The organism is Klebsiella sp. Q2, from assembly GCF_009900705.1.
Taxonomy (GTDB): Bacteria; Pseudomonadota; Gammaproteobacteria; order Enterobacterales; family Enterobacteriaceae; genus Klebsiella; species Klebsiella quasipneumoniae.
The window spans coordinates 1,114,137-1,131,979 of record NZ_JAAABE010000001.1; the positions used below are offsets into that span (position 1 = coordinate 1,114,137).

The 17,843-nt window shown below is 58.2% G+C and carries 17 protein-coding genes and 1 pseudogene; 12 read left to right on the top strand and 6 right to left on the bottom strand.

Features of this window, described 5'->3' with window-relative positions; genetic code table 11:
* The first annotated feature begins 1 nt into the window (after nucleotide 1).
* The 4 genes from GT756_RS05495 (at nucleotide 2) to GT756_RS05510 (ending at nucleotide 4,364) form a co-directional block, all read left to right on the top strand.
* A complete protein-coding gene (locus tag GT756_RS05495; RefSeq protein WP_114465042.1) occupies nucleotides 2-1,546 on the top strand; it encodes a sugar ABC transporter ATP-binding protein in 1,545 nt (514 codons plus the stop codon).
* 17 nt (nucleotides 1,547-1,563) lie between these two features.
* Nucleotides 1,564-2,631, top strand: coding sequence for an ABC transporter permease (locus GT756_RS05500; protein ID WP_002893591.1), 1,068 nt, complete (start codon nucleotides 1,564-1,566; stop codon nucleotides 2,629-2,631).
* A 61-nt stretch (nucleotides 2,632-2,692) separates the two neighbouring features.
* Entirely contained in the window at nucleotides 2,693-3,490 is a 798-nt protein-coding gene (locus tag GT756_RS05505) for an SDR family oxidoreductase (protein WP_160124585.1), read from the top strand.
* Between the two features lie 88 nt (nucleotides 3,491-3,578).
* A complete protein-coding gene (locus tag GT756_RS05510) occupies nucleotides 3,579-4,364 on the top strand; it encodes an SDR family oxidoreductase (RefSeq protein WP_023319932.1) in 786 nt (261 codons plus the stop codon).
* Between the two features lie 52 nt (nucleotides 4,365-4,416).
* Here GT756_RS05510 and GT756_RS05515 read toward each other — a convergent pair whose 3' ends face one another.
* Nucleotides 4,417-5,022, bottom strand: a complete 606-nt coding sequence (locus GT756_RS05515; protein WP_023319931.1) for a glutathione S-transferase family protein — start codon at nucleotides 5,020-5,022, stop codon at nucleotides 4,417-4,419.
* A 253-nt stretch (nucleotides 5,023-5,275) separates the two neighbouring features.
* Here GT756_RS05515 and GT756_RS05520 point away from each other — a divergent pair, with 253 nt between their 5' ends.
* Nucleotides 5,276-6,169, top strand: a complete 894-nt coding sequence (locus GT756_RS05520) for a LysR substrate-binding domain-containing protein (protein ID WP_004885684.1) — start codon at nucleotides 5,276-5,278, stop codon at nucleotides 6,167-6,169.
* On the opposite strand, the gene GT756_RS26125 is transcribed toward GT756_RS05520, so the two are convergent.
* Entirely contained in the window at nucleotides 6,166-7,101 is a 936-nt protein-coding gene (locus GT756_RS26125; protein ID WP_276418254.1) for a mechanosensitive ion channel family protein, read from the bottom strand. The two genes, GT756_RS05520 and GT756_RS26125, sit on opposite strands and share 4 nt — an antisense overlap.
* Nucleotides 7,002-7,422: pseudogene (locus GT756_RS26130) on the bottom strand (hypothetical protein). The gene GT756_RS26125 and the pseudogene GT756_RS26130 overlap by 100 nt, the downstream one beginning before the upstream one ends.
* Nucleotides 7,423-7,647: 225 nt before the next feature.
* On the opposite strand from GT756_RS26130, the gene ivy reads away from it, so the two are divergent.
* Nucleotides 7,648-8,094, top strand: coding sequence for an Ivy family C-type lysozyme inhibitor (gene ivy, locus GT756_RS05530; protein ID WP_017899040.1), 447 nt, complete (start codon nucleotides 7,648-7,650; stop codon nucleotides 8,092-8,094).
* Between the two features lie 45 nt (nucleotides 8,095-8,139).
* Here the strand turns inward: ivy and betT are convergent, their stop codons facing one another.
* Nucleotides 8,140-10,173, bottom strand: coding sequence for a choline BCCT transporter BetT (betT, locus tag GT756_RS05535; protein WP_004885674.1), 2,034 nt, complete (start codon nucleotides 10,171-10,173; stop codon nucleotides 8,140-8,142).
* A 128-nt stretch (nucleotides 10,174-10,301) separates the two neighbouring features.
* On the opposite strand from betT, the gene betI reads away from it, so the two are divergent.
* Genes betI through betA form a run of 3 tightly spaced genes read left to right on the top strand, consistent with a single transcriptional unit; the run spans nucleotide 10,302 to nucleotide 14,053 of the window.
* On the top strand, nucleotides 10,302-10,889 hold the full coding sequence (gene betI, locus GT756_RS05540; protein WP_017899038.1) for a transcriptional regulator BetI: 588 nt from the start codon (nucleotides 10,302-10,304) through the stop codon (nucleotides 10,887-10,889).
* Nucleotides 10,890-10,902: 13 nt separating this feature from the next.
* Entirely contained in the window at nucleotides 10,903-12,375 is a 1,473-nt protein-coding gene (betB, locus tag GT756_RS05545) for a betaine-aldehyde dehydrogenase (protein WP_004885669.1), read from the top strand.
* Between the two features lie 13 nt (nucleotides 12,376-12,388).
* Nucleotides 12,389-14,053: a choline dehydrogenase gene (gene betA, locus GT756_RS05550; RefSeq protein WP_160124586.1), complete on the top strand. Its 1,665-nt coding sequence runs from the start codon at nucleotides 12,389-12,391 to the stop codon at nucleotides 14,051-14,053.
* Nucleotides 14,054-14,116: 63 nt separating this feature from the next.
* Here the strand turns inward: betA and GT756_RS05555 are convergent, their stop codons facing one another.
* On the bottom strand, nucleotides 14,117-14,473 hold the full coding sequence (locus GT756_RS05555; RefSeq protein WP_160124587.1) for a hypothetical protein: 357 nt from the start codon (nucleotides 14,471-14,473) through the stop codon (nucleotides 14,117-14,119).
* Nucleotides 14,474-14,674: 201 nt separating this feature from the next.
* On the opposite strand from GT756_RS05555, the gene GT756_RS05560 reads away from it, so the two are divergent.
* The 3 genes from GT756_RS05560 (at nucleotide 14,675) to GT756_RS05570 (ending at nucleotide 16,976) form a co-directional block, all read left to right on the top strand.
* Nucleotides 14,675-15,343 (top strand): transcriptional regulator, encoded by a 669-nt coding sequence (locus GT756_RS05560; protein WP_004885662.1) that lies wholly within the window; start codon nucleotides 14,675-14,677, stop codon nucleotides 15,341-15,343.
* Nucleotides 15,333-16,133 carry a PhzF family phenazine biosynthesis protein gene (locus GT756_RS05565; protein ID WP_017899034.1) on the top strand — a complete coding sequence of 267 codons (801 nt, stop codon included), beginning with the start codon at nucleotides 15,333-15,335 and terminating at the stop codon, nucleotides 16,131-16,133. Before GT756_RS05560 ends, GT756_RS05565 begins: the two co-directional genes overlap by 11 nt.
* Nucleotides 16,134-16,757: 624 nt before the next feature.
* Nucleotides 16,758-16,976 (top strand): YgdI/YgdR family lipoprotein, encoded by a 219-nt coding sequence (locus GT756_RS05570; RefSeq protein WP_004885657.1) that lies wholly within the window; start codon nucleotides 16,758-16,760, stop codon nucleotides 16,974-16,976.
* A gap of 53 nt (nucleotides 16,977-17,029) precedes the next feature.
* On the opposite strand, the gene GT756_RS05575 is transcribed toward GT756_RS05570, so the two are convergent.
* On the bottom strand, nucleotides 17,030-17,725 hold the full coding sequence (locus GT756_RS05575; RefSeq protein ID WP_049004473.1) for a GNAT family N-acetyltransferase: 696 nt from the start codon (nucleotides 17,723-17,725) through the stop codon (nucleotides 17,030-17,032).
* Nucleotides 17,726-17,843 lie beyond the last annotated feature (118 nt).

Below are 17,843 nucleotides of genomic sequence, written 5' to 3' on the forward strand. Positions count from 1 at the left end.
TATGGCGCCGCACGATCTCGTCGCTCCCCAGCCCGTTGAGTCTGAAGTGATTATCGAAACTCGCGGCCTGTCGCGCGTCTATCCCGGCGTGACCGCCCTGGATAATGTCAATTACCGGGTCTATCGAAATAAGGTCAACGTGCTGATCGGAGAAAATGGTGCGGGTAAATCCACCATGATGAAAATGCTTGCCGGTGTGGAAACACCCTCCTCCGGGCAAATTATTCTCGATGGCGAGGCGGTGACTTTAAACTCTACCCATCAGGCAGAGAAATTCGGCATCAGCATTATTTTCCAGGAACTGAATTTATTTCCCAATATGAATGTGATGGAAAACATCTTCATGGCAAATGAATTCTTTCAGAAAGGACGCATCAACGAAAAATATCAGTACGCGCTGGCCAAATCGCTGCTGGAACGGCTGGAGCTGGATGTCGATCCCTACACCCCGCTGGGCGAACTCGGTATCGGCCACCAGCAATTAGTCGAGATTGCCCGCGCGCTGTCGAAAGACACCCGGGTGCTGATCATGGACGAGCCCACCTCGGCGCTGAGCCAGTCTGAGGTGAAAGTGCTGTTCAAGGTGATCGCGCAGCTTAAGCGCCGCGGCGTGACCATTATCTATATCTCGCATCGCCTCGAAGAGCTGATGGAGATCGGCGACCACATCACCATTTTCCGCGACGGCCGCTTTATCAGCGAGCGTCACGTCAGCGACGCCAGCGTGCCGTGGATCATCGAGCAGATGGTCGGCGATAAGAAAAAACATTTCGATTATCAACCGGCGCCAAAAGGCAACGCGGTGCTTGACGTCAAGGGACTGACCGCGCTGCATCCCAGCGGCGGCTACAAGCTCAATGACGTCACCTTCACCCTCAGAAAAGGCGAAGTGATCGGTATTTACGGCCTGCTGGGGGCCGGACGCACCGAGCTGTTCAAAGGCCTGGTGGGCCTGATGCCCTGCCAGCGCGGCGAGGTACACCTCAATGGCGAAAGCATCGGCAAAGCACGCTTTCAGCAGCGTCTGAAAAAAGGGCTGGCTCTGGTGCCGGAGGACCGCCAGGGCGAAGGCGTGGTGCAGATGATGTCGATTCAGGCCAACATGACGCTCTCTGATTTCAGCCTGCAGGGTTTTCGCCGCGCCTGGCGCTGGTTGAATCCGCAAAAAGAAGAGACCTGCGTGAAAGCGATGATCCAGCAGCTGGCGATCAAGGTCAGCGACGCCAATTTGCCCATCACCTCGCTGAGCGGCGGCAATCAACAAAAAGTGGTGCTGGGTAAAGCGCTGATGACCCAGCCGCAGGTGGTGTTCCTCGACGAACCGACGCGCGGCATCGACGTCGGTGCGAAAACCGACGTCTACCACCTGATCGGCAAAATGGCCCAGCAGGGGCTGGCGGTGATGTTTTCATCTTCTGAACTGGATGAGGTGATGGCCCTGGCCGACCGCATCCTGGTGATGGCCGATGGCCGCATTACCGCCGATCTACCGCGCCATGCGGTGACCCGCGAACAGTTAATCGCGGCTTCAACACCTCAAGATTAATCAGGCTGGAATCCATCATGAACCAGAAATATATGATTTATATGTACCTGCTGAAGGCCCGCACCTTTATCGCCCTGCTGCTGGTGATCGCATTCTTCAGCGTGATGGTACCCAACTTCCTGACCGCCTCTAACCTGCTGATCATGACCCAGCACGTGGCGATCACCGGTCTGCTGGCCATCGGCATGACGCTGGTCATTCTCACCGGCGGCATTGATTTGTCCGTCGGCGCGGTGGCGGGGATCTGCGGCATGGTGGCAGGCGCGCTGCTGACCAACGGCCTGCCGCTGTGGAACGGCGACATCCTCTTCTTTAACGTCCCGGAAGTGATCCTCTGCGTGGCGATCTTCGGCGTGCTGGTCGGTCTGGTCAACGGCGCGGTGATCACCCGCTTCGGCGTGGCGCCGTTTATCTGCACCTTAGGCATGATGTACGTCGCCCGCGGCTCCGCGCTGCTGTTTAACGACGGGAGCACCTACCCGAATCTCAACGGCATGGAAGCGCTGGGCAACACCGGTTTCGCCACCCTCGGCTCCGGCACCCTGCTCGGCGTCTATCTGCCCATCTGGCTGATGATCGGCTTCCTGGTGCTGGGCTACTGGCTGACCACCAAAACGCCGCTTGGCCGCTACATCTACGCCATCGGCGGCAACGAGTCCGCCGCCCGCCTCGCCGGCGTGCCGATTGTGAAAGCGAAAATATTCGTCTATGCCTTCTCCGGCCTGTGCGCGGCCTTTGTCGGCCTGATCGTCGCATCACAGCTGCAAACCGCGCACCCGATGACCGGCAACATGTTTGAGATGGACGCCATCGGCGCCACCGTGCTCGGCGGCACTGCGCTGGCCGGCGGCCGTGGTCGGGTAACCGGCTCGATTATCGGCGCCTTCGTCATCGTCTTCCTTGCCGACGGCATGGTGATGATGGGCGTCAGCGATTTCTGGCAAATGGTGATTAAAGGCGTGGTGATCGTCACCGCCGTGGTCGTCGACCAGTTCCAGCAGAAGCTGCAGAGCAAGGTCATCCTGATGCGTCGCCATGAGGAGAAACTGGCCGCCATCCCCCCCAACGGCGCCACCTCCAGCTAACCGGCAACGATTCATATCTTCCGCCGGGCCTGGTGCCCGGCTCAGCGAAAGGGAACAACATATGCAACGAGATTTCCAGAACAAAACGGTGGTGATCACCGGCGCCTGCCGCGGCATCGGCGCGGGTATTGCCGAGCGCTTCGCCCGCGACGGCGCGAACCTGGTAATGGTTTCCAACGCCGAACGGGTTCATGAGACCGCCGAAACCCTGCGTCAGCGCTATCAGGCGGACATTTTATCGCTGCAGGTCGATGTGACCGACGAAGCGCAGGTGCAGGGGCTGTATGAGCAGGCCGCCACCCGCTTCGGCACCATTGACGTCTCGATTCAGAACGCCGGGGTGATCACCATCGATTACTACGACCGGATGCCAAAAGCCGATTTCGAAAAAGTGCTGGCGGTCAACACCACCGGCGTCTGGCTGTGCTGCCGCGAGGCGGCCAAATATATGGTGAAACAGAATCACGGCAGCCTGATCAACACCTCATCCGGTCAGGGGCGCCAGGGCTTCATCTATACCCCGCACTATGCCGCCAGCAAGATGGGCGTGATCGGCATTACCCAAAGCCTGGCTCATGAGCTGGCGCCGTGGAATATCACCGTCAACGCCTTCTGCCCGGGCATTATTGAAAGCGAAATGTGGGATTACAACGACCGCGTGTGGGGCGAAATTCTCAGCACCGAGCAGAAGCGCTACGGCAAAGGCGAGCTGATGGCGGAGTGGGTCGAGGGCATTCCGATGAAGCGCGCCGGCAAGCCGGAAGACGTCGCCGGGCTGGTGGCGTTTCTCGCCTCCGACGACGCCCGCTATCTCACCGGACAGACCATTAACATCGATGGCGGTTTGATTATGTCCTGAGCACGGTAGCCCGGTTAAGGCGCGGCGCGCCGCCAACCGGGAAGCCTGGCTCCCGATGTTCGACACTATATTGAAGAGAATAATCATTATGATCGGTAAAGACTTTGCACAACAGCTGTTTAGCCTGCGGGATCGCGTCGCCTTTGTCACCGGCGCCGGCAGCGGCATTGGCCAGACCATCGCCTGCAGTCTCGCCAGCGCCGGCGCGCGGGTGGTCTGTTTTGATCTTCGCGACGACGGCGGGCTGGCGGAAACGGTCAGTCATATTGAATCCATTGGTGGCCAGGCCTGCGCCTACACCGGCGATGTCCGCCAGCTGGCCGACCTGCGCGCCGCCGTCGCGCTGGCCAAAAGCCGCTTTGGCCGCCTCGACATCGCCGTTAACGCCGCCGGGATCGCCAACGCCAATCCGGCGCTGGAGATGGAGAGCGAGCAATGGCAGCGGGTGATCGATATCAATCTCACCGGGGTGTGGAATTCCTGCAAAGCGGAAGCGGAGCTGATGCTGGAATCCGGCGGCGGGTCGATTATCAACATCGCCTCGATGTCGGGGATCATCGTTAACCGCGGCCTCGACCAGGCGCATTACAACTGCTCCAAAGCCGGCGTGATCCATCTGTCGAAAAGCCTGGCGATGGAGTGGGTGGGCAAAGGGATCCGCGTCAATTCCATCAGCCCGGGATATACCGCCACGCCGATGAATACCCGTCCGGAGATGGTGCACCAAACCCGCGAGTTTGAAAGCCAGACGCCGATGCAGCGGATGGCAAAGGTGGAAGAGATGGCCGGCCCGGCGCTGTTCCTCGCCAGCGACGCCGCCTCGTTCTGCACCGGCGTAGACCTGGTGGTCGACGGCGGGTTTGTCTGCTGGTGATCCTTTCCTGCTTCAGGGCGCCACGCTGCGGCGCCCCTCTCCATCCCCGCCGTTAAGCCAGAGGATACTGTTGAAACGCCGGCAGCGCCTCCCCCTTCTGCGCCAGCGCGCGAATATGCGCAAACTCCGCTGCCGGCACCACCGCCGGGATCATCAACTGGATAAAGGACCAGACCACCGTGCTGGTGACCATCACCTGGTCCGGATGCGCGGCGACAGCGCGGTCTGCCAGCCGGGCGTCCCATTCCCGACAGGCGGCGAGCAGCTGGCCGGTCACCCGGGCTATCCACGGCTGATGCTGCTTCTCTTCCGGCCGCAGACGGTGCTCATAAACATGCTGGACCGCTTTTTCACTGGCGGCGAGGATCACCCCCAGCAGGTGCAGGTCGTGGGCCAGCGCCTCGGGATGAGCGGGAAGCAGCCGACGCCCGGCGGGGTTGGCCGTTTCGAAATAATGGAGGATCAGCGTGGAGTCCATCAGCTGCGTCCCGTTATCAAGAATCACCGTCGGTGCCTTGACCACCGGATTAATACGGGAGAATTCGTCAAAGCCGCTAAAGACCGATAGCGGCAGGCTCTCGAATTCCACGCCATAGAGCGCCAGAGAAACCGCCACGCGTCTTACATAAGGTGAATCCATCATACCAATGAGTTTCATCGTCACTCCTGCCTGCGATAAAGGGGTTGCTGGCTTACCTTACTGGAAAACCCGCCCCGCGAATATCAGGGGATGCTTACCGCAATGGTTAGGAAAACTAACAAACTGGCGCCACGGGGTAGTCCGCCGGTCTCCCCTGTGCTATACCGACTGAGACAGCCTGCATCCCCTCGACAGCCTGTTCACGGCGGCTATAAAACCCGCTAACCCGGTAGTAACGTTAACGTATCGACTCACTGACTGAGAGATCACCATGGCAGATTTTCCCCCCGTCGCCAGCCTGCGCAGCTTTGAGGCGGTGGCGCGCCTCGGCAGCGTGACGCAGGCCGCCCACGAAATGAGCGTGACCCATTCGGCGGTCAGCCAGCACATCAAACAGCTGGAAGCCCTGGTCGGCGTCTCACTGTTTGTCCGCCACGGGCGCGGGGTGCGCATCACGGAAGAGGGGCGGCTCTATGCCCTGCAAATCCGCGAGGCGTTACAGCACATCGCCGACGCCACGCGGATGGTGCAGATCAAACCCCGCACCATGGAACTGACCCTGGCGACCCTCCCCTCCTTTGGCTGCCACTGGCTGCTGCCGCGGCTGGCGCGCTTTCAGGCGCGACATCCGCAGATCGCGGTGCGCCTGCTGACCAGCCTGGCGGTAGTCAACCTGCAGCAGGAGGGTATCGATCTGGCCATTCGCATGGGGCAAGGCGACTGGGAGGGGATGGAAAGCCGGCATCTGTTTGCCGATGAACAGCTGGTGGTGGCCGCGCCGCACTATCGCGGCGGCGACCTGCCGACCACCCCGCAGGCGATCGCCGCCAGCGATATCGTTTTTTCCATGGAGTCGTGGCACGCCTGGTGCAGCCAGGCGGGGCTGGAAAAGACCATCGTCCCCGCGGGCCTGCGCCTGAACGACTCCAACCTGGTGCTGGAGGCGGTTCGCCTGGGGGCCGGCGTGGCGCTGGAGCGGCGCTCGCTGGTGGCGGGAGCCATAGCCCGCGGCGAGCTGGTGCAGCTCACCGCCGTCACCGTCCCCTACCCCTGGCACTACTGGCTGACCGTCTCCCCGCAGGCGGAGAACCGGCCGGAAATCGCCCGGTTCATCGCCTGGCTGGAAGAGGAGATCGCCCTCTGGCGCCAGCAGATCAGCGCTTAGCCTTCGGCCGACGGCGGCAGGCCAGCCCGGGCGGCGTGCTCCTGGGAGAGACGCCAGAAATCGTGCCCGGCGGGATACTGATAGAGGCGCAGGGAGAACTGCCCGGCCACCGCGGTAATGTACTCAAATATCGCCGACTGGGTGTTTTCGTAGTCTTTCCACAGCGTCGAGGAGGTGAAGCAGTAAATCTCCAGTGGGATACCCGACGGCGACGGTTTCAGCGTTCTCGCCACAATGTACATCTCCTTAATAATATCCGGCCGCTCGGCAAGATAGTGCATCAGGTAGTGGCGAAACAGAGTCAGGTTGGTCAGGCCGTTATCGACAAACCAGCGGTCCGCCACGCCGCCGGGATCCCGGCCGTCAAGCAACGTGGTCAAAGGCTCATTCACCCCGCGGATGGCCAGCATCGAGGAGAGCATCTCCTGGTCGAGAAAACGCACCGAGTGCTGATCGATGGCGATACTGCGCATGATCCGCCGCGCCCCGGAGGAGAACATCGCCTGCCAGTTGGTATAGGTCTCGGTGAGGAAATTCTTGGTGGGAATACGGGAGATGGTATTGTCCCAGTTGCGGATGGTAATGGTGTGCAGCGCGATATCCGTCACCTCGCCGCTGAGGTTCTTGTCAGGCATTTCAATCCAGTCCCCCAGCTGGAGCACGTCGTTGGACGACAGCTGAACGTTCGCCACCAGCGACAGCAGGGTATGCTGGAACACGATCATCAGCACCGCCGCCACCGCCCCCAAACTGGAGATAATAATAATCGGCGATTTATTCGACATCACGGCGAGGATCATAATCGCCGCCAGGATGTGAACTAAGATTTTGCCTATCTGGATATAGCCCTTAATGGAATGATTTTTACGTTTGGTTTTTCGCAGATAAGAGCTGTTGACAATATCCAGCATCTCGTTGAAAAACACCGACATAAAAATAAAAAACAAGATCCCGCAGACGGTATTAATCGCCGTCACCAGCGATGCCGGCATCGCCGGCATAAACTGCAGAACGTAATAGACGATAATAACCGGAATGAAATTGGACAGCTTTTCGGCGATGCGTCGATCCTTCTCCAGCGGCACGTCCTGTTTATGGCTACTAAAGAAGACCTTACGCACCACTTTAATCAGCAAGAACTTGCATAAAAGGTGGGCAAATATGCCGGAGAGCAGCAGCAGAATAAGGTTAAATCCCACCGCCAGCGCCGGATTACTCTCAATAAACGTCAGTAGATGATTCACATACGCCATGCTTTATCGCCTGAATAACTATGCCATTTCGCTAACTGCTTTATCACAAGGGCATATATTGGAAAAAGTTAATCAATCCGCATCATGGCATATCGCTTAGCGTAACGTCCATGCGCGCACCGCCGCTAATCATTCACGGGATATATGTCAAAGTTTGCATTAATCATTATCTACGCTCACTATAAAGAGGCTTGTTATCAGGACGGAATAAGTCCAGGAGGAAACATGTTTAAAACGCTTACCGCTATTATCGCCTTAGCCGCCTCCGCCAGCGTTATGGCGCAAGGCGACGTCACGCTGAACAGTCTGGCCCACGATAGCGCCACCCGGGCGTCGTTTAACCAGATGGTCAAAGGCCATCAGCTGCCCGCCTGGGTGACCACCGGCGGCACCGGTTCGCCGGCGCAGACGGTGAAGCTGGGCAGCGAATCCTGGCAGGTGTTAAGCGCCTGCAAACCCCACGACTGCGGCCACGAGCGTATCGCGGTGATCTGGTCGGAGAAAAGCAAACAGATGTCAGGCGTTTACTCGGTGGTCGATGAAAAAACCGACCAGGAGAAGCTGACCTGGCTTAACGTCAGCGACGCCCTGTCCATCGATGGCAAAACCGTGCTGTTTGCCGCCCTCAGCGGTAGCCTCGACAACCATCCGGACGCCTTTAACTACCAGTAACCGCCCGTCGCCCCCGTCAGCCTTTCGCCGACGGGGGCTCCCTGGCTAGCCATCCGGGAACATCACGCTGTTCCCCGGCGCTTCCCTGTGCAAATGGATAAAGTTCAGGTGCCGCTCGTACTGGTCGAGAATATCGGTGATCACCTGCTCTTTGCTGTAGTCCATCAGGTCGTTACCCTGGCTGCCCTCCAGCAGGAAGGTCTCCAGCCGGTAATAGGTGGATTTCCCGCTGCGCGCCCGATAGGTAAAGCCCGGCACCGAGTACTGCTGCGGCCAGATCTTGTAGATAAAGTTCTGCTCGTCGCCCATGTGCACCAGCAGGTCGAGGTGGCCAAGGTTCTCGCCCTCTTCCGGCGGCAGGCTCTTCAGTTCCACCGCGGCGCCGCGCAGCCGCAGCTCCTGGGCCACTTCCTCCATCGCCGGGTAGCACACCGTCTCCATCATCTGTTTGGTATAGCGTGTGCCCGGGTAATTCATCAGCCGCGACAGGCGCTTCTTCCAGCTCAGCCGGTCCTGCAGGCCCATCGGGCGCGGGGCGGTGTCGCGGCTGGCGCTGACCCGACGGTAATCTTCCACTTTCAGGGATTTATACAGTCCGGCCATCACGAAGAAAATCACAAAGCTGAACGGCAGCCCCATGATCACCGTGGTGTTCTGCAGCGCCGAGATGCCGTTGGTCATCAGCATCCCGAGGGTTAGCAGGCCGATAGCTACCGACCAGAAGATGCGCAGCCAGTTCGGGGCGTCGCTGTTAATGTCCTTCAGCTTCGAGGTGAAATTCCCCAGCACCAGCGCGCCGGAGTCGGCGGAGGTGACGTAGAACAGCAGGCCGGTAATGGTCGCCACCGAGGCGCTAAAGGTAAACGCCGGATACTGCGCCAGCAGGCTGTAGAAGCCGCGCTCCGGGTGGAGCATCGCCTCCTCGGCAAAGGCCGCGTCGCCGTGGATGATCTCATACAGCGCGCTGTTGCCGAACACCGACAGCCACAGCAGGGTAAAGGTGAACGGAATGATCAGGGTGCCCATCACAAACTGGCGGATGGTGCGCCCGCGCGAAATGCGCGCCAGGAACAGGCCAACGAACGGCGACCAGGCCACCCACCACGCCCAGAAAAAGAGCGTCCAGTTGTTCATCCACTCTACCGGGCGGTCGAAGGCGAAGCTGTTCAACGTCATGCCCATAAAGCGGTTGACGTAGTCGCCGACGTTGAGCACTAACGCATTGAGCAGGAAGGAGGTATCGCCCATGAACAGCACGAACAGGATCAGCCCCAGCGCGAGGGCGACGTTCAGTTCAGAGAGCACGCGGATGCCCTTGTCCACCCCGGAGGTGACCGAGATGGTGGCGATGATCACCGACAGCGCAATCAGGGCCGCTTTCGCCGCCAGCGAGTCCGGAATATCGAACAGCACGCTCAGACCGTAGTTGAGCTGCACCACGCCAATGCCGAGGGTAGTGGCGATGCCGAAGATGGTGCCGATCACCGCCGCGATATCGACGCTGTGGCCGATGGGCCCATTGATCCGTTTGCCGAAAATCGGGTACAGCGCCGAGCGGATGGTCAGCGGCAAATTATAACGATAGCTAAAGTATCCCAGCGCCATGCCCATCAGGGCATACATCGACCAGCCGGTTAAGCCATAGTGAAACAGGGTCCAGACCATCGCCTGGCGCGCCGCCTCGATGGTCTGCCCCGCCCCTTCCGGCGGCTGCATGTATTGCGTCACCGGCTCGGCCACGGAGAAGAACATCAGGTCGATGCCGATCCCGGCGGCGAACAGCATCGCCGCCCAGCTCAGCAAGCTGAACTCGGGCTTGGACTGCTCCGGCCCAAGCTTCACCGATCCGAAGCGCGAGCAGGCAATGCAGACGACGAAGACGATATACAGCGTCGCCGCCAGCAGATAGTACCAGCCGAAGGTTTTCGACACCCATCCCAGGGTGCGTCCAATCCACTCGGCAGAAAAATCGCGAAAAAAGATCGTCATCAGGGAAAACAACAAAATCAGTCCGGCAGAAGTGTAAAAAACCACCGGATTGATTTTGTCCTTTTCTCTGTTTTGCGAAAGATCTGTCATCCAGTATCCCCACTGTTTTTGTAACTATTAAAATTCAATCACGTAACAATTAAGACACATTTTATATTGAACGTCCAATCAAAAACCGCTTTAATAGTTAACCAACGCTGATGAATGGAGTGGCAAAAATGCCCAAACTGGGGATGCAGCCAATCCGGCGCAGGCAACTGATCGACGCCACGCTGGACGCAATAAATGAAGTCGGTATGCACGACGCGACCATCGCGCAGATCGCCCGACGGGCGGGCGTGTCGACGGGGATCATCAGTCACTATTTCAAAGACAAAAATGGTCTGCTGGAGGCGACCATGCGCGACATCACCAGCCAGCTACGCGACGCGGTGCTCAACCGTCTGCACGCTCTGCCGGACGGCAGCGCCGGAGAGCGCCTGCAGGCGATAGTGGGCGGCAACTTTGATGAGACGCAGATCAGCAGCGCGGCGATGAAGGCCTGGCTGGCCTTCTGGGCCAGCAGCATGCACCAGCCGATGCTCTACCGCCTGCAGCAGGTGAGCAGCCGCCGCCTGCTGTCGAACCTGGTGTACGAGTTCCGCCGCGAGCTGCCGCGCCAGCAGGCCCAGGAGGCCGGCTACGGGCTGGCGGCGCTGATAGACGGCCTGTGGCTGCGCGCCGCCCTGAGCGGCAAACCGCTGGATAAGACGCTGGCGCAGTCGCTGACCAGCCACTTCATCAGCCAGCATTTACCGACCGAATAACCGAGGAGAATTTATGTCCCGAATGGCAGAACAGCAGCTTTATATCCATGGTGGTTATACATCCGCCACCAGCGGTCGCACCTTCGAGACCATTAACCCGGCCAACGGTGAAGTCCTGGCAAGCGTACAGGCTGCCGGACGCGAGGATGTCGACCGCGCCGTCGAGAGCGCGCGGCGTGGGCAAAAAATCTGGGCGGCGATGACCGCCATGGAACGCTCGCGCATCCTGCGTCGCGCCGTCGATATCCTGCGCGAACGGAACGACGAGCTGGCAAAGCTGGAAACCCTCGACACCGGTAAAGCGTATTCCGAAACCTCAACCGTGGATATCGTCACCGGCGCGGACGTGCTGGAGTATTACGCGGGGCTGATCCCGGCGCTGGAAGGCAGTCAGATCCCCCTGCGCGAGACGTCGTTCGTCTACACCCGCCGCGAACCGCTGGGTGTGGTGGCCGGGATTGGCGCATGGAACTACCCGATCCAGATCGCTCTGTGGAAATCCGCCCCGGCGCTGGCCGCCGGCAATGCGATGATCTTCAAGCCGAGCGAAGTGACCCCGCTCACCGCCCTGAAACTTGCCGAAATCTATACCGAAGCGGGTCTGCCGGACGGCGTGTTTAACGTCCTGCCGGGTGTGGGCGCGGAGACCGGCCAGTACCTGACCGAGCATCCGGGTATCGCTAAGGTCTCCTTTACCGGCGGCGTCGCCAGCGGCAAAAAGGTGATGGCCAACGCGGCGGGCTCGTCCCTGAAAGAGGTGACGATGGAGCTGGGCGGCAAATCGCCGCTGATTATTTTCGACGATGCGGATCTCGATCTCGCCGCCGACATCGCCATGATGGCCAACTTCTTCAGCTCCGGACAGGTGTGCACCAACGGCACCCGGGTGTTCGTCCCCGCGAAGGTTAAGGCGGCGTTTGAGCAGAAAATCGTTGAGCGCGTGGGCCGCATCCGTGCGGGCGATCTGTTCGATGAACGCACCAACTTTGGCCCGCTGGTCAGCTTCCCGCACCGTGACAATGTGCTGCGCTACATCGCCAAAGGCAAAGCAGAAGGCGCGAACCTGCTGTGCGGCGGCGACGTGCTGAAGGGCGAAGGCTTTGACAACGGCGCGTGGGTGGCCCCGACCGTGTTTACCGACTGCAGCGATGAGATGACCATCGTGCGCGAGGAGATCTTCGGCCCGGTGATGTCCATCCTCACCTATGACACCGATGAAGAAGCGATCCGCCGCGCCAACGATACCGACTACGGTCTGGCGGCGGGTATCGTCACGGCCGACCTGAACCGCGCCCACAGCGCCATTCATCAGCTCGAAGCGGGTATCTGCTGGATCAACACCTGGGGGGAATCCCCGGCGGAGATGCCGGTCGGCGGCTATAAGCACTCCGGCATTGGCCGCGAGAACGGCGTGATGACCCTGCAGAGTTACACCCAGGTGAAGTCCATCCAGGTTGAGATGGGTAAATTCCAGTCCATATTTTAACCGGGAGGTTTTTTTGCAATTTGACTACATCATTATTGGCGCCGGCTCCGCCGGCAACGTTCTGGCGACACGACTGACTGAAGATCCAAACACCACCGTCCTGCTGCTGGAAGCCGGCGGCCCGGACTACCGGTTCGATTTCCGCACCCAGATGCCCGCCGCGCTGGCTTATCCGCTGCAGGGCAAGCGCTACAACTGGGCCTACGAGACCGAACCTGAGCCGTACATGAACAATCGCCGCATGGAGTGCGGACGCGGCAAAGGGCTCGGCGGATCCTCGCTGATCAACGGCATGTGCTACATTCGCGGTAACGCGATGGATCTGGATAACTGGGCCAAAGAGCCAGGGCTGGAACACTGGAGCTATCTCGACTGCCTGCCCTACTACCGGAAAGCGGAAACCCGTGATATCGGGCCCAACGACTACCACGGTGGCGATGGCCCGGTGAGCGTCACCACGCCGAAGCCGGGCAATAATCCGCTCTTCGAGGCGATGGTTGAAGCCGGGGTGCAGGCGGGTTATCCGCGCACCGACGATCTTAACGGTTACCAACAGGAAGGCTTTGGTCCGATGGACCGCACCGTGACGCCGCAGGGCCGTCGCGCCAGCACCGCCCGCGGCTATCTCGACCAGGCGCGCGGTCGCCCCAACCTGACCATCCGCACCCATGCGCTGACCGATCATATTATTTTTGCCGGCAAGCGCGCGGTGGGCGTCGAGTGGCTGGAGGGGGAAAGCACTATCCCGTCAAAAGCGACGGCCAACAAAGAGGTACTGCTGTGCGCCGGGGCGATTGCCTCGCCGCAGATCCTGCAGCGCTCCGGCGTCGGCAATCCCGAGTTGCTCAGGCAGTTCGATATCCCGGTGGTGCACGATCTGCCCGGCGTGGGTGAGAACCTGCAGGACCATCTGGAGATGTATCTGCAATATGAATGCAAAGAGCCGGTGTCGCTCTACCCGGCGCTGCAGTGGTGGAACCAGCCGAAGATCGGCGCCGAGTGGCTGTTCGGCGGCACCGGGATCGGCGCCAGTAACCAGTTCGAAGCGGGCGGTTTTATCCGCAGCCGCGCCGAGTTCGCCTGGCCGAACATTCAGTACCACTTCCTGCCGGTGGCGATTAACTACAATGGCTCCAACGCGGTGAAAGAGCATGGCTTCCAGTGCCACGTCGGTTCGATGCGTTCTCCCAGCCGCGGCCACGTGCGCCTGAAGTCGCGCGACCCGCACGCCCACCCGGCGATCCTGTTTAACTATATGTCCCATGAGCAGGACTGGCAGGAGTTCCGCGACGCCATTCGCATTACCCGGGAGATCATGAACCAGCCGGCGCTGGATAAGTATCGCGGCCGCGAAATCAGCCCGGGTATTGACTGCCAGAGCGATGCCGAGCTGGATGAGTTTGTGCGCAACCACGCCGAGACCGCATTCCACCCATGCGGGACCTGTAAGATGGGTTACGACGAGATGGCGGTGGTCGACGGCGAAGGCCGGGTCCACGGTCTGGAAGGCGTGCGGGTGATCGATGCGTCGATTATGCCGCAGATCATCACCGGCAACCTGAACGCCACCACCATTATGATCGGCGAGAAGATGGCTGACGCCATTCGCGGCCGCCAGCCGCTGCCGCGCAGCACCGCGGCGTATTATGTCGCTGGCGACGCGCCGGTTCGCCGCTAACCGTTTAGGCCACGCTTGTCCTTTCCCGTGCGGAAAGGACACTCCTCACCTTTCCTGCATCCCTTAGCGATCAAGACACGGCTGAATAATACTATCAACAGCAGCATTCACCTGTTTTGCACCGGATATCAGGGTGATACTTATCGTCCTCGCCCCAGCCACCTGATACATATCGATCTGGGCGACTCGTGTGCCATGCTGCGAAATATCAAAGAAGTTTGGCGCATTCTGCTCGGGGATGATGCGCTCAACCTCATAGCCATGCGGCTTCAGGGCGCTGCGTATGCAGTCATAGCGCCAGTGCAGCCCCAGCCGATCGGATACCGAATAAGTCTGATAGATGGTTTTGTCGCCGAAGGGGTGAATGACTCCGCAGGCCACCAGCAGAACGGCAATGACTATCAAGCCAAAAATTCTCATTATATTTCCATAACATAAAGACGCACCCGACATGAGCGCTGACGCTTTGCGCAGCGGAATTTACGCTGCCAGCACTAAAAATTCAACTTTTTGTTGATAATTAAACATTGTGCGTATAACTTAATCCTGTCAGCGAATCTCCCATGGTAAAATAGCGTTCCGGGGTCGCTTCCTGACCACGATTCCAGCAGAGGATCATCCATGACATCAGAGTACACACAGCAGGTTGCACAGATCGCCGGGCCGCTTGAAGCAGCCATGGACGCCATGGCGGGAACGTTATCAGCGAATCAGGAGGTGGTGTTGCATAATCTCACTACCCCTGAACATTCCATTATCAAAATTATTAACGGTCATGTTAGCGGCAGGGGTAATGGCGATCATTTATTAGCCGGTCCGGAAAAAGATACCGGTTTTGCCCTGCTTCTGCAGAAGACGAATAACAACAAGCCGAGAACCATAAGCGATTATAAAACCGTCACCGCTTCAGGGAAAACGCTCAATAGCGCATCGACAATTTATTACAGCGAAGAGGGATATCCGCTTATAGCCTTCTGTATTAATGTCGACCCCTCGCCTTTTGAGCAAATACGCAAGAGCCTTGACGCGCTGCTGCCATCGCCGGCGGAGGCCGCAGAGGCGGTCGATCTTAATTTAGGCGGATTGATCGATCAGTCAATCCAGGAAATCATTGATAAATATTCAGTGCCGGGTAAAAAAATACAAAAAGCGCAGCGTTTGAAAATTGTCGCTGAAATGCATACGAAAGGTATTTTTAAAATGCGCGGGGGCGTGCAGCAGGCGGCTCAGGCCCTGGGGGTAACACGATATACGGTTTATAATGACCTTGAGGTGATGAATGAAAAATAATTCACAGCAGCGCATTCGCTTTTATCAGGTCGATGCTTTCTCAAAAGGCCCCTTTACCGGCAATCCCGCCGCGGTTTGTTTGCTGGAGGCGTGGCCTGAAGATAGCGTGCTGCAGCGCATTGCGACGGAAAACAACCTGTCGGAAACGGCCTTTGTTGTCAGGCAGCCTGACGGTTTCGGATTGCGATGGTTTACCCCAGCCGTCGAGGTCGATCTCTGCGGTCATGCCACGCTGGCTGCGGCCAGCGTGCTGCTCAATCAACAAGCGCGCGATCGGGTGCGTTTTTTCACCCGCAGCGGCGCGCTGGACGTCACGATGCATGACGGAAAATATACCCTGGATTTTCCGCTGGTTGTTCCGTCACCCATCGCCGCGCCGCAAGGATTGTTCAAGGCGCTGGGACTGGCTGAAGACGCAGGTGAAACCTGGCAAGCCTCCGATATTATTGTCGTCATTGATGACGAAGCGCTGTTGGACGCGCTTAAACCCGACTTTAACGCCTTGAATGCCTTCAACACCCGTGGCGTGGTGGTCACCGCCGCATCACGGACCTTCGATTTTCGTTCTCGCTGGTTCGGTCCGCAGGTGGGAGTCAACGAAGATCCGGTCACCGGTTCGGCACATACTTTTCTGGCGCCGCTGTGGAGTGAGAAACTGGCGAAAAAAACGCTTCATGCCCAGCAAGGTGGCAACCGTAAGGGAGAACTCTTCTGCCACATCAAAGATAACGGACGTGTTGAACTCTCAGGCGAAGCCTGTCTGGTTATTGAAGGTACCTTTATTTTGTAAACCGACGAATCTATAGCTTATTTGCAAAATTATATTAGCTTAATGGCGAATTGTGATTCTCATCATCTTAAATAGGCCTCATTAATATTTTGGTGAGAATCATTTAATAACGTCATCCGGGGTTTGCCGTTTCCAGCCCCGGAGCATTGATAATAACAGGCATTTCTTATCCGTTACGTGCGAAAAGATAATAAGCGTGCTGCCTGCGCAACAGAGTCTGCGGCAGGCATAGCCAGCTTCAGCCATAAAAATGAGATTTTTAATGTTGTGTTAGCCAAAAATGCCTGAACGGGTCTTTGAATGGTTATCACTGGAATCGTTACTTTAACTCTGGGTATTAAATAACAACTAGCAAGTCGTTCATCCCGACAATATTGCCGAGAACTCACCTCTGCCGGTGTCGGAATCGGGAGCACTGACAGGGCTAACAGAGAGAATATTATGTTAACAAAACCAGATGATGAATCTAAGAAAAAGGCCACGCCCCTTGAGCGTCGTATTGTGGTTATTACGTTAGTCGCCATGTTAATACTTTATTCGGTGTTAATTATGACCCACTTTCGATAACTGGTTAGTCTGTCATATTCTGCGGCCCACCGTGGCTTTCTTACAACAGGTAGCACAATGAAAAAGTTCGTTGCAGTATTCGGTTTGGCATTATTAACGTTCACCGTTGCGGGGTGTTCCAGCGATTATGTATTAGAGAAAAAAAATGGTGAGATGATTATCACCCACGGAAAACCGGAGGTCGATGACGATACTGGGTTAATCACCTATGAGGATATCGCGGGAAATGAACATGCCATTAACCGGGATCAAATTATTCAGATGATCGAGAAATAGCCTTTGTATGGGCAGAGCTGGCGTGATGCGCTCTGCCCATTCACTTTGCAGAGTTAGCGAAACGCCTCCAGGCGTTTGATCTGCTGCCCGTCGGCAGTAAAGTTTTCCGCCGCCAGCCACGCCCGCAGCGCCGCATCGCGCGCAGGCCACTCGCCGTCGATGATGGACAGCATATCGCTGTCGCGCGTCCGCCCTTTACGCACCAGCCTCTGCCGCAGACGTCCTTCCCAGCTAAAGCCCAGCCGTTCGGCGGCGCGGCGCGAGGCGACATTCATCGAATCGCATTTCCACTCCAGCCGACGATAGCCATGGTCAAAGCCGTTCTTCAGCAGCAGCCAGACCGCTTCGGTACCCAGCGGGGTGTTTTTCATCCGTCGCGACCAGGTGACATGGCCGATCTCAACCGTGCCCATTTCCCGTTCGATCGCCATATAGCTGACGATGCCTACCGCCTGCTCGCTGCGCAGGTCAATCACCGCATACGGCACCAGGGCATCATCATTCACCTTGCCCGCGATCCAGTGGGCGGTCGCTGCCACGCTCTCCGGCCGCGTAGACGCCAGCCACGTCCAGTCGCTGTTGTCACCGAGCGCATAGGCGGCAAACAGATCCGCCGCATGACGGTCAACGTCCAGCGGCTCCAGTCGACAAAAACGGCCATTTAACGCCGTCCGTCGCAGGACTCGCGCCCCCTGCCAGCCTGGGACAAGGTCGTTCACCTGCTGGCCAAACTCATTGATTTCCGGCACACCCACCTCCTCGCAATAGACAATGCGTTATAGCAAGAAGCCCGCAGCGGAGAAAGGCGCTTCTGCGCGACCGGCAATAACCTGTCGTTCTTGATTATGCGTTTTTAGCATAAGAATA

Bases quoted from the DNA above. Each gene is read 5' to 3' on its own strand.
- GT756_RS05555 (WP_160124587.1), bottom strand. From the start codon at position 14,473: ATGAGAATTTTTGGCTTGATAGTCATTGCCGTTCTGCTGGTGGCCTGC.
- betT (WP_004885674.1), bottom strand. From the start codon at position 10,173: ATGACAGATCTTTCGCAAAACAGAGAAAAGGACAAAATCAATCCGGTG.
- GT756_RS05500 (WP_002893591.1), top strand. From the start codon at position 1,564: ATGAACCAGAAATATATGATTTATATGTACCTGCTGAAGGCCCGCACC.
- betI (WP_017899038.1), top strand. From the start codon at position 10,302: ATGCCCAAACTGGGGATGCAGCCAATCCGGCGCAGGCAACTGATCGAC.
- betB (WP_004885669.1), top strand. From the start codon at position 10,903: ATGTCCCGAATGGCAGAACAGCAGCTTTATATCCATGGTGGTTATACA.
- GT756_RS05560 (WP_004885662.1), top strand. From the start codon at position 14,675: ATGACATCAGAGTACACACAGCAGGTTGCACAGATCGCCGGGCCGCTT.
- GT756_RS05510 (WP_023319932.1), top strand. From the start codon at position 3,579: ATGATCGGTAAAGACTTTGCACAACAGCTGTTTAGCCTGCGGGATCGC.
- GT756_RS05520 (WP_004885684.1), top strand. From the start codon at position 5,276: ATGGCAGATTTTCCCCCCGTCGCCAGCCTGCGCAGCTTTGAGGCGGTG.
- GT756_RS05495 (WP_114465042.1), top strand. From the start codon at position 2: ATGGCGCCGCACGATCTCGTCGCTCCCCAGCCCGTTGAGTCTGAAGTG.
- GT756_RS05515 (WP_023319931.1), bottom strand. From the start codon at position 5,022: ATGAAACTCATTGGTATGATGGATTCACCTTATGTAAGACGCGTGGCG.
- ivy (WP_017899040.1), top strand. From the start codon at position 7,648: ATGTTTAAAACGCTTACCGCTATTATCGCCTTAGCCGCCTCCGCCAGC.
- GT756_RS05505 (WP_160124585.1), top strand. From the start codon at position 2,693: ATGCAACGAGATTTCCAGAACAAAACGGTGGTGATCACCGGCGCCTGC.
- GT756_RS05565 (WP_017899034.1), top strand. From the start codon at position 15,333: ATGAAAAATAATTCACAGCAGCGCATTCGCTTTTATCAGGTCGATGCT.
- GT756_RS26125 (WP_276418254.1), bottom strand. From the start codon at position 7,101: ATGTCGGTGTTTTTCAACGAGATGCTGGATATTGTCAACAGCTCTTAT.
- GT756_RS05570 (WP_004885657.1), top strand. From the start codon at position 16,758: ATGAAAAAGTTCGTTGCAGTATTCGGTTTGGCATTATTAACGTTCACC.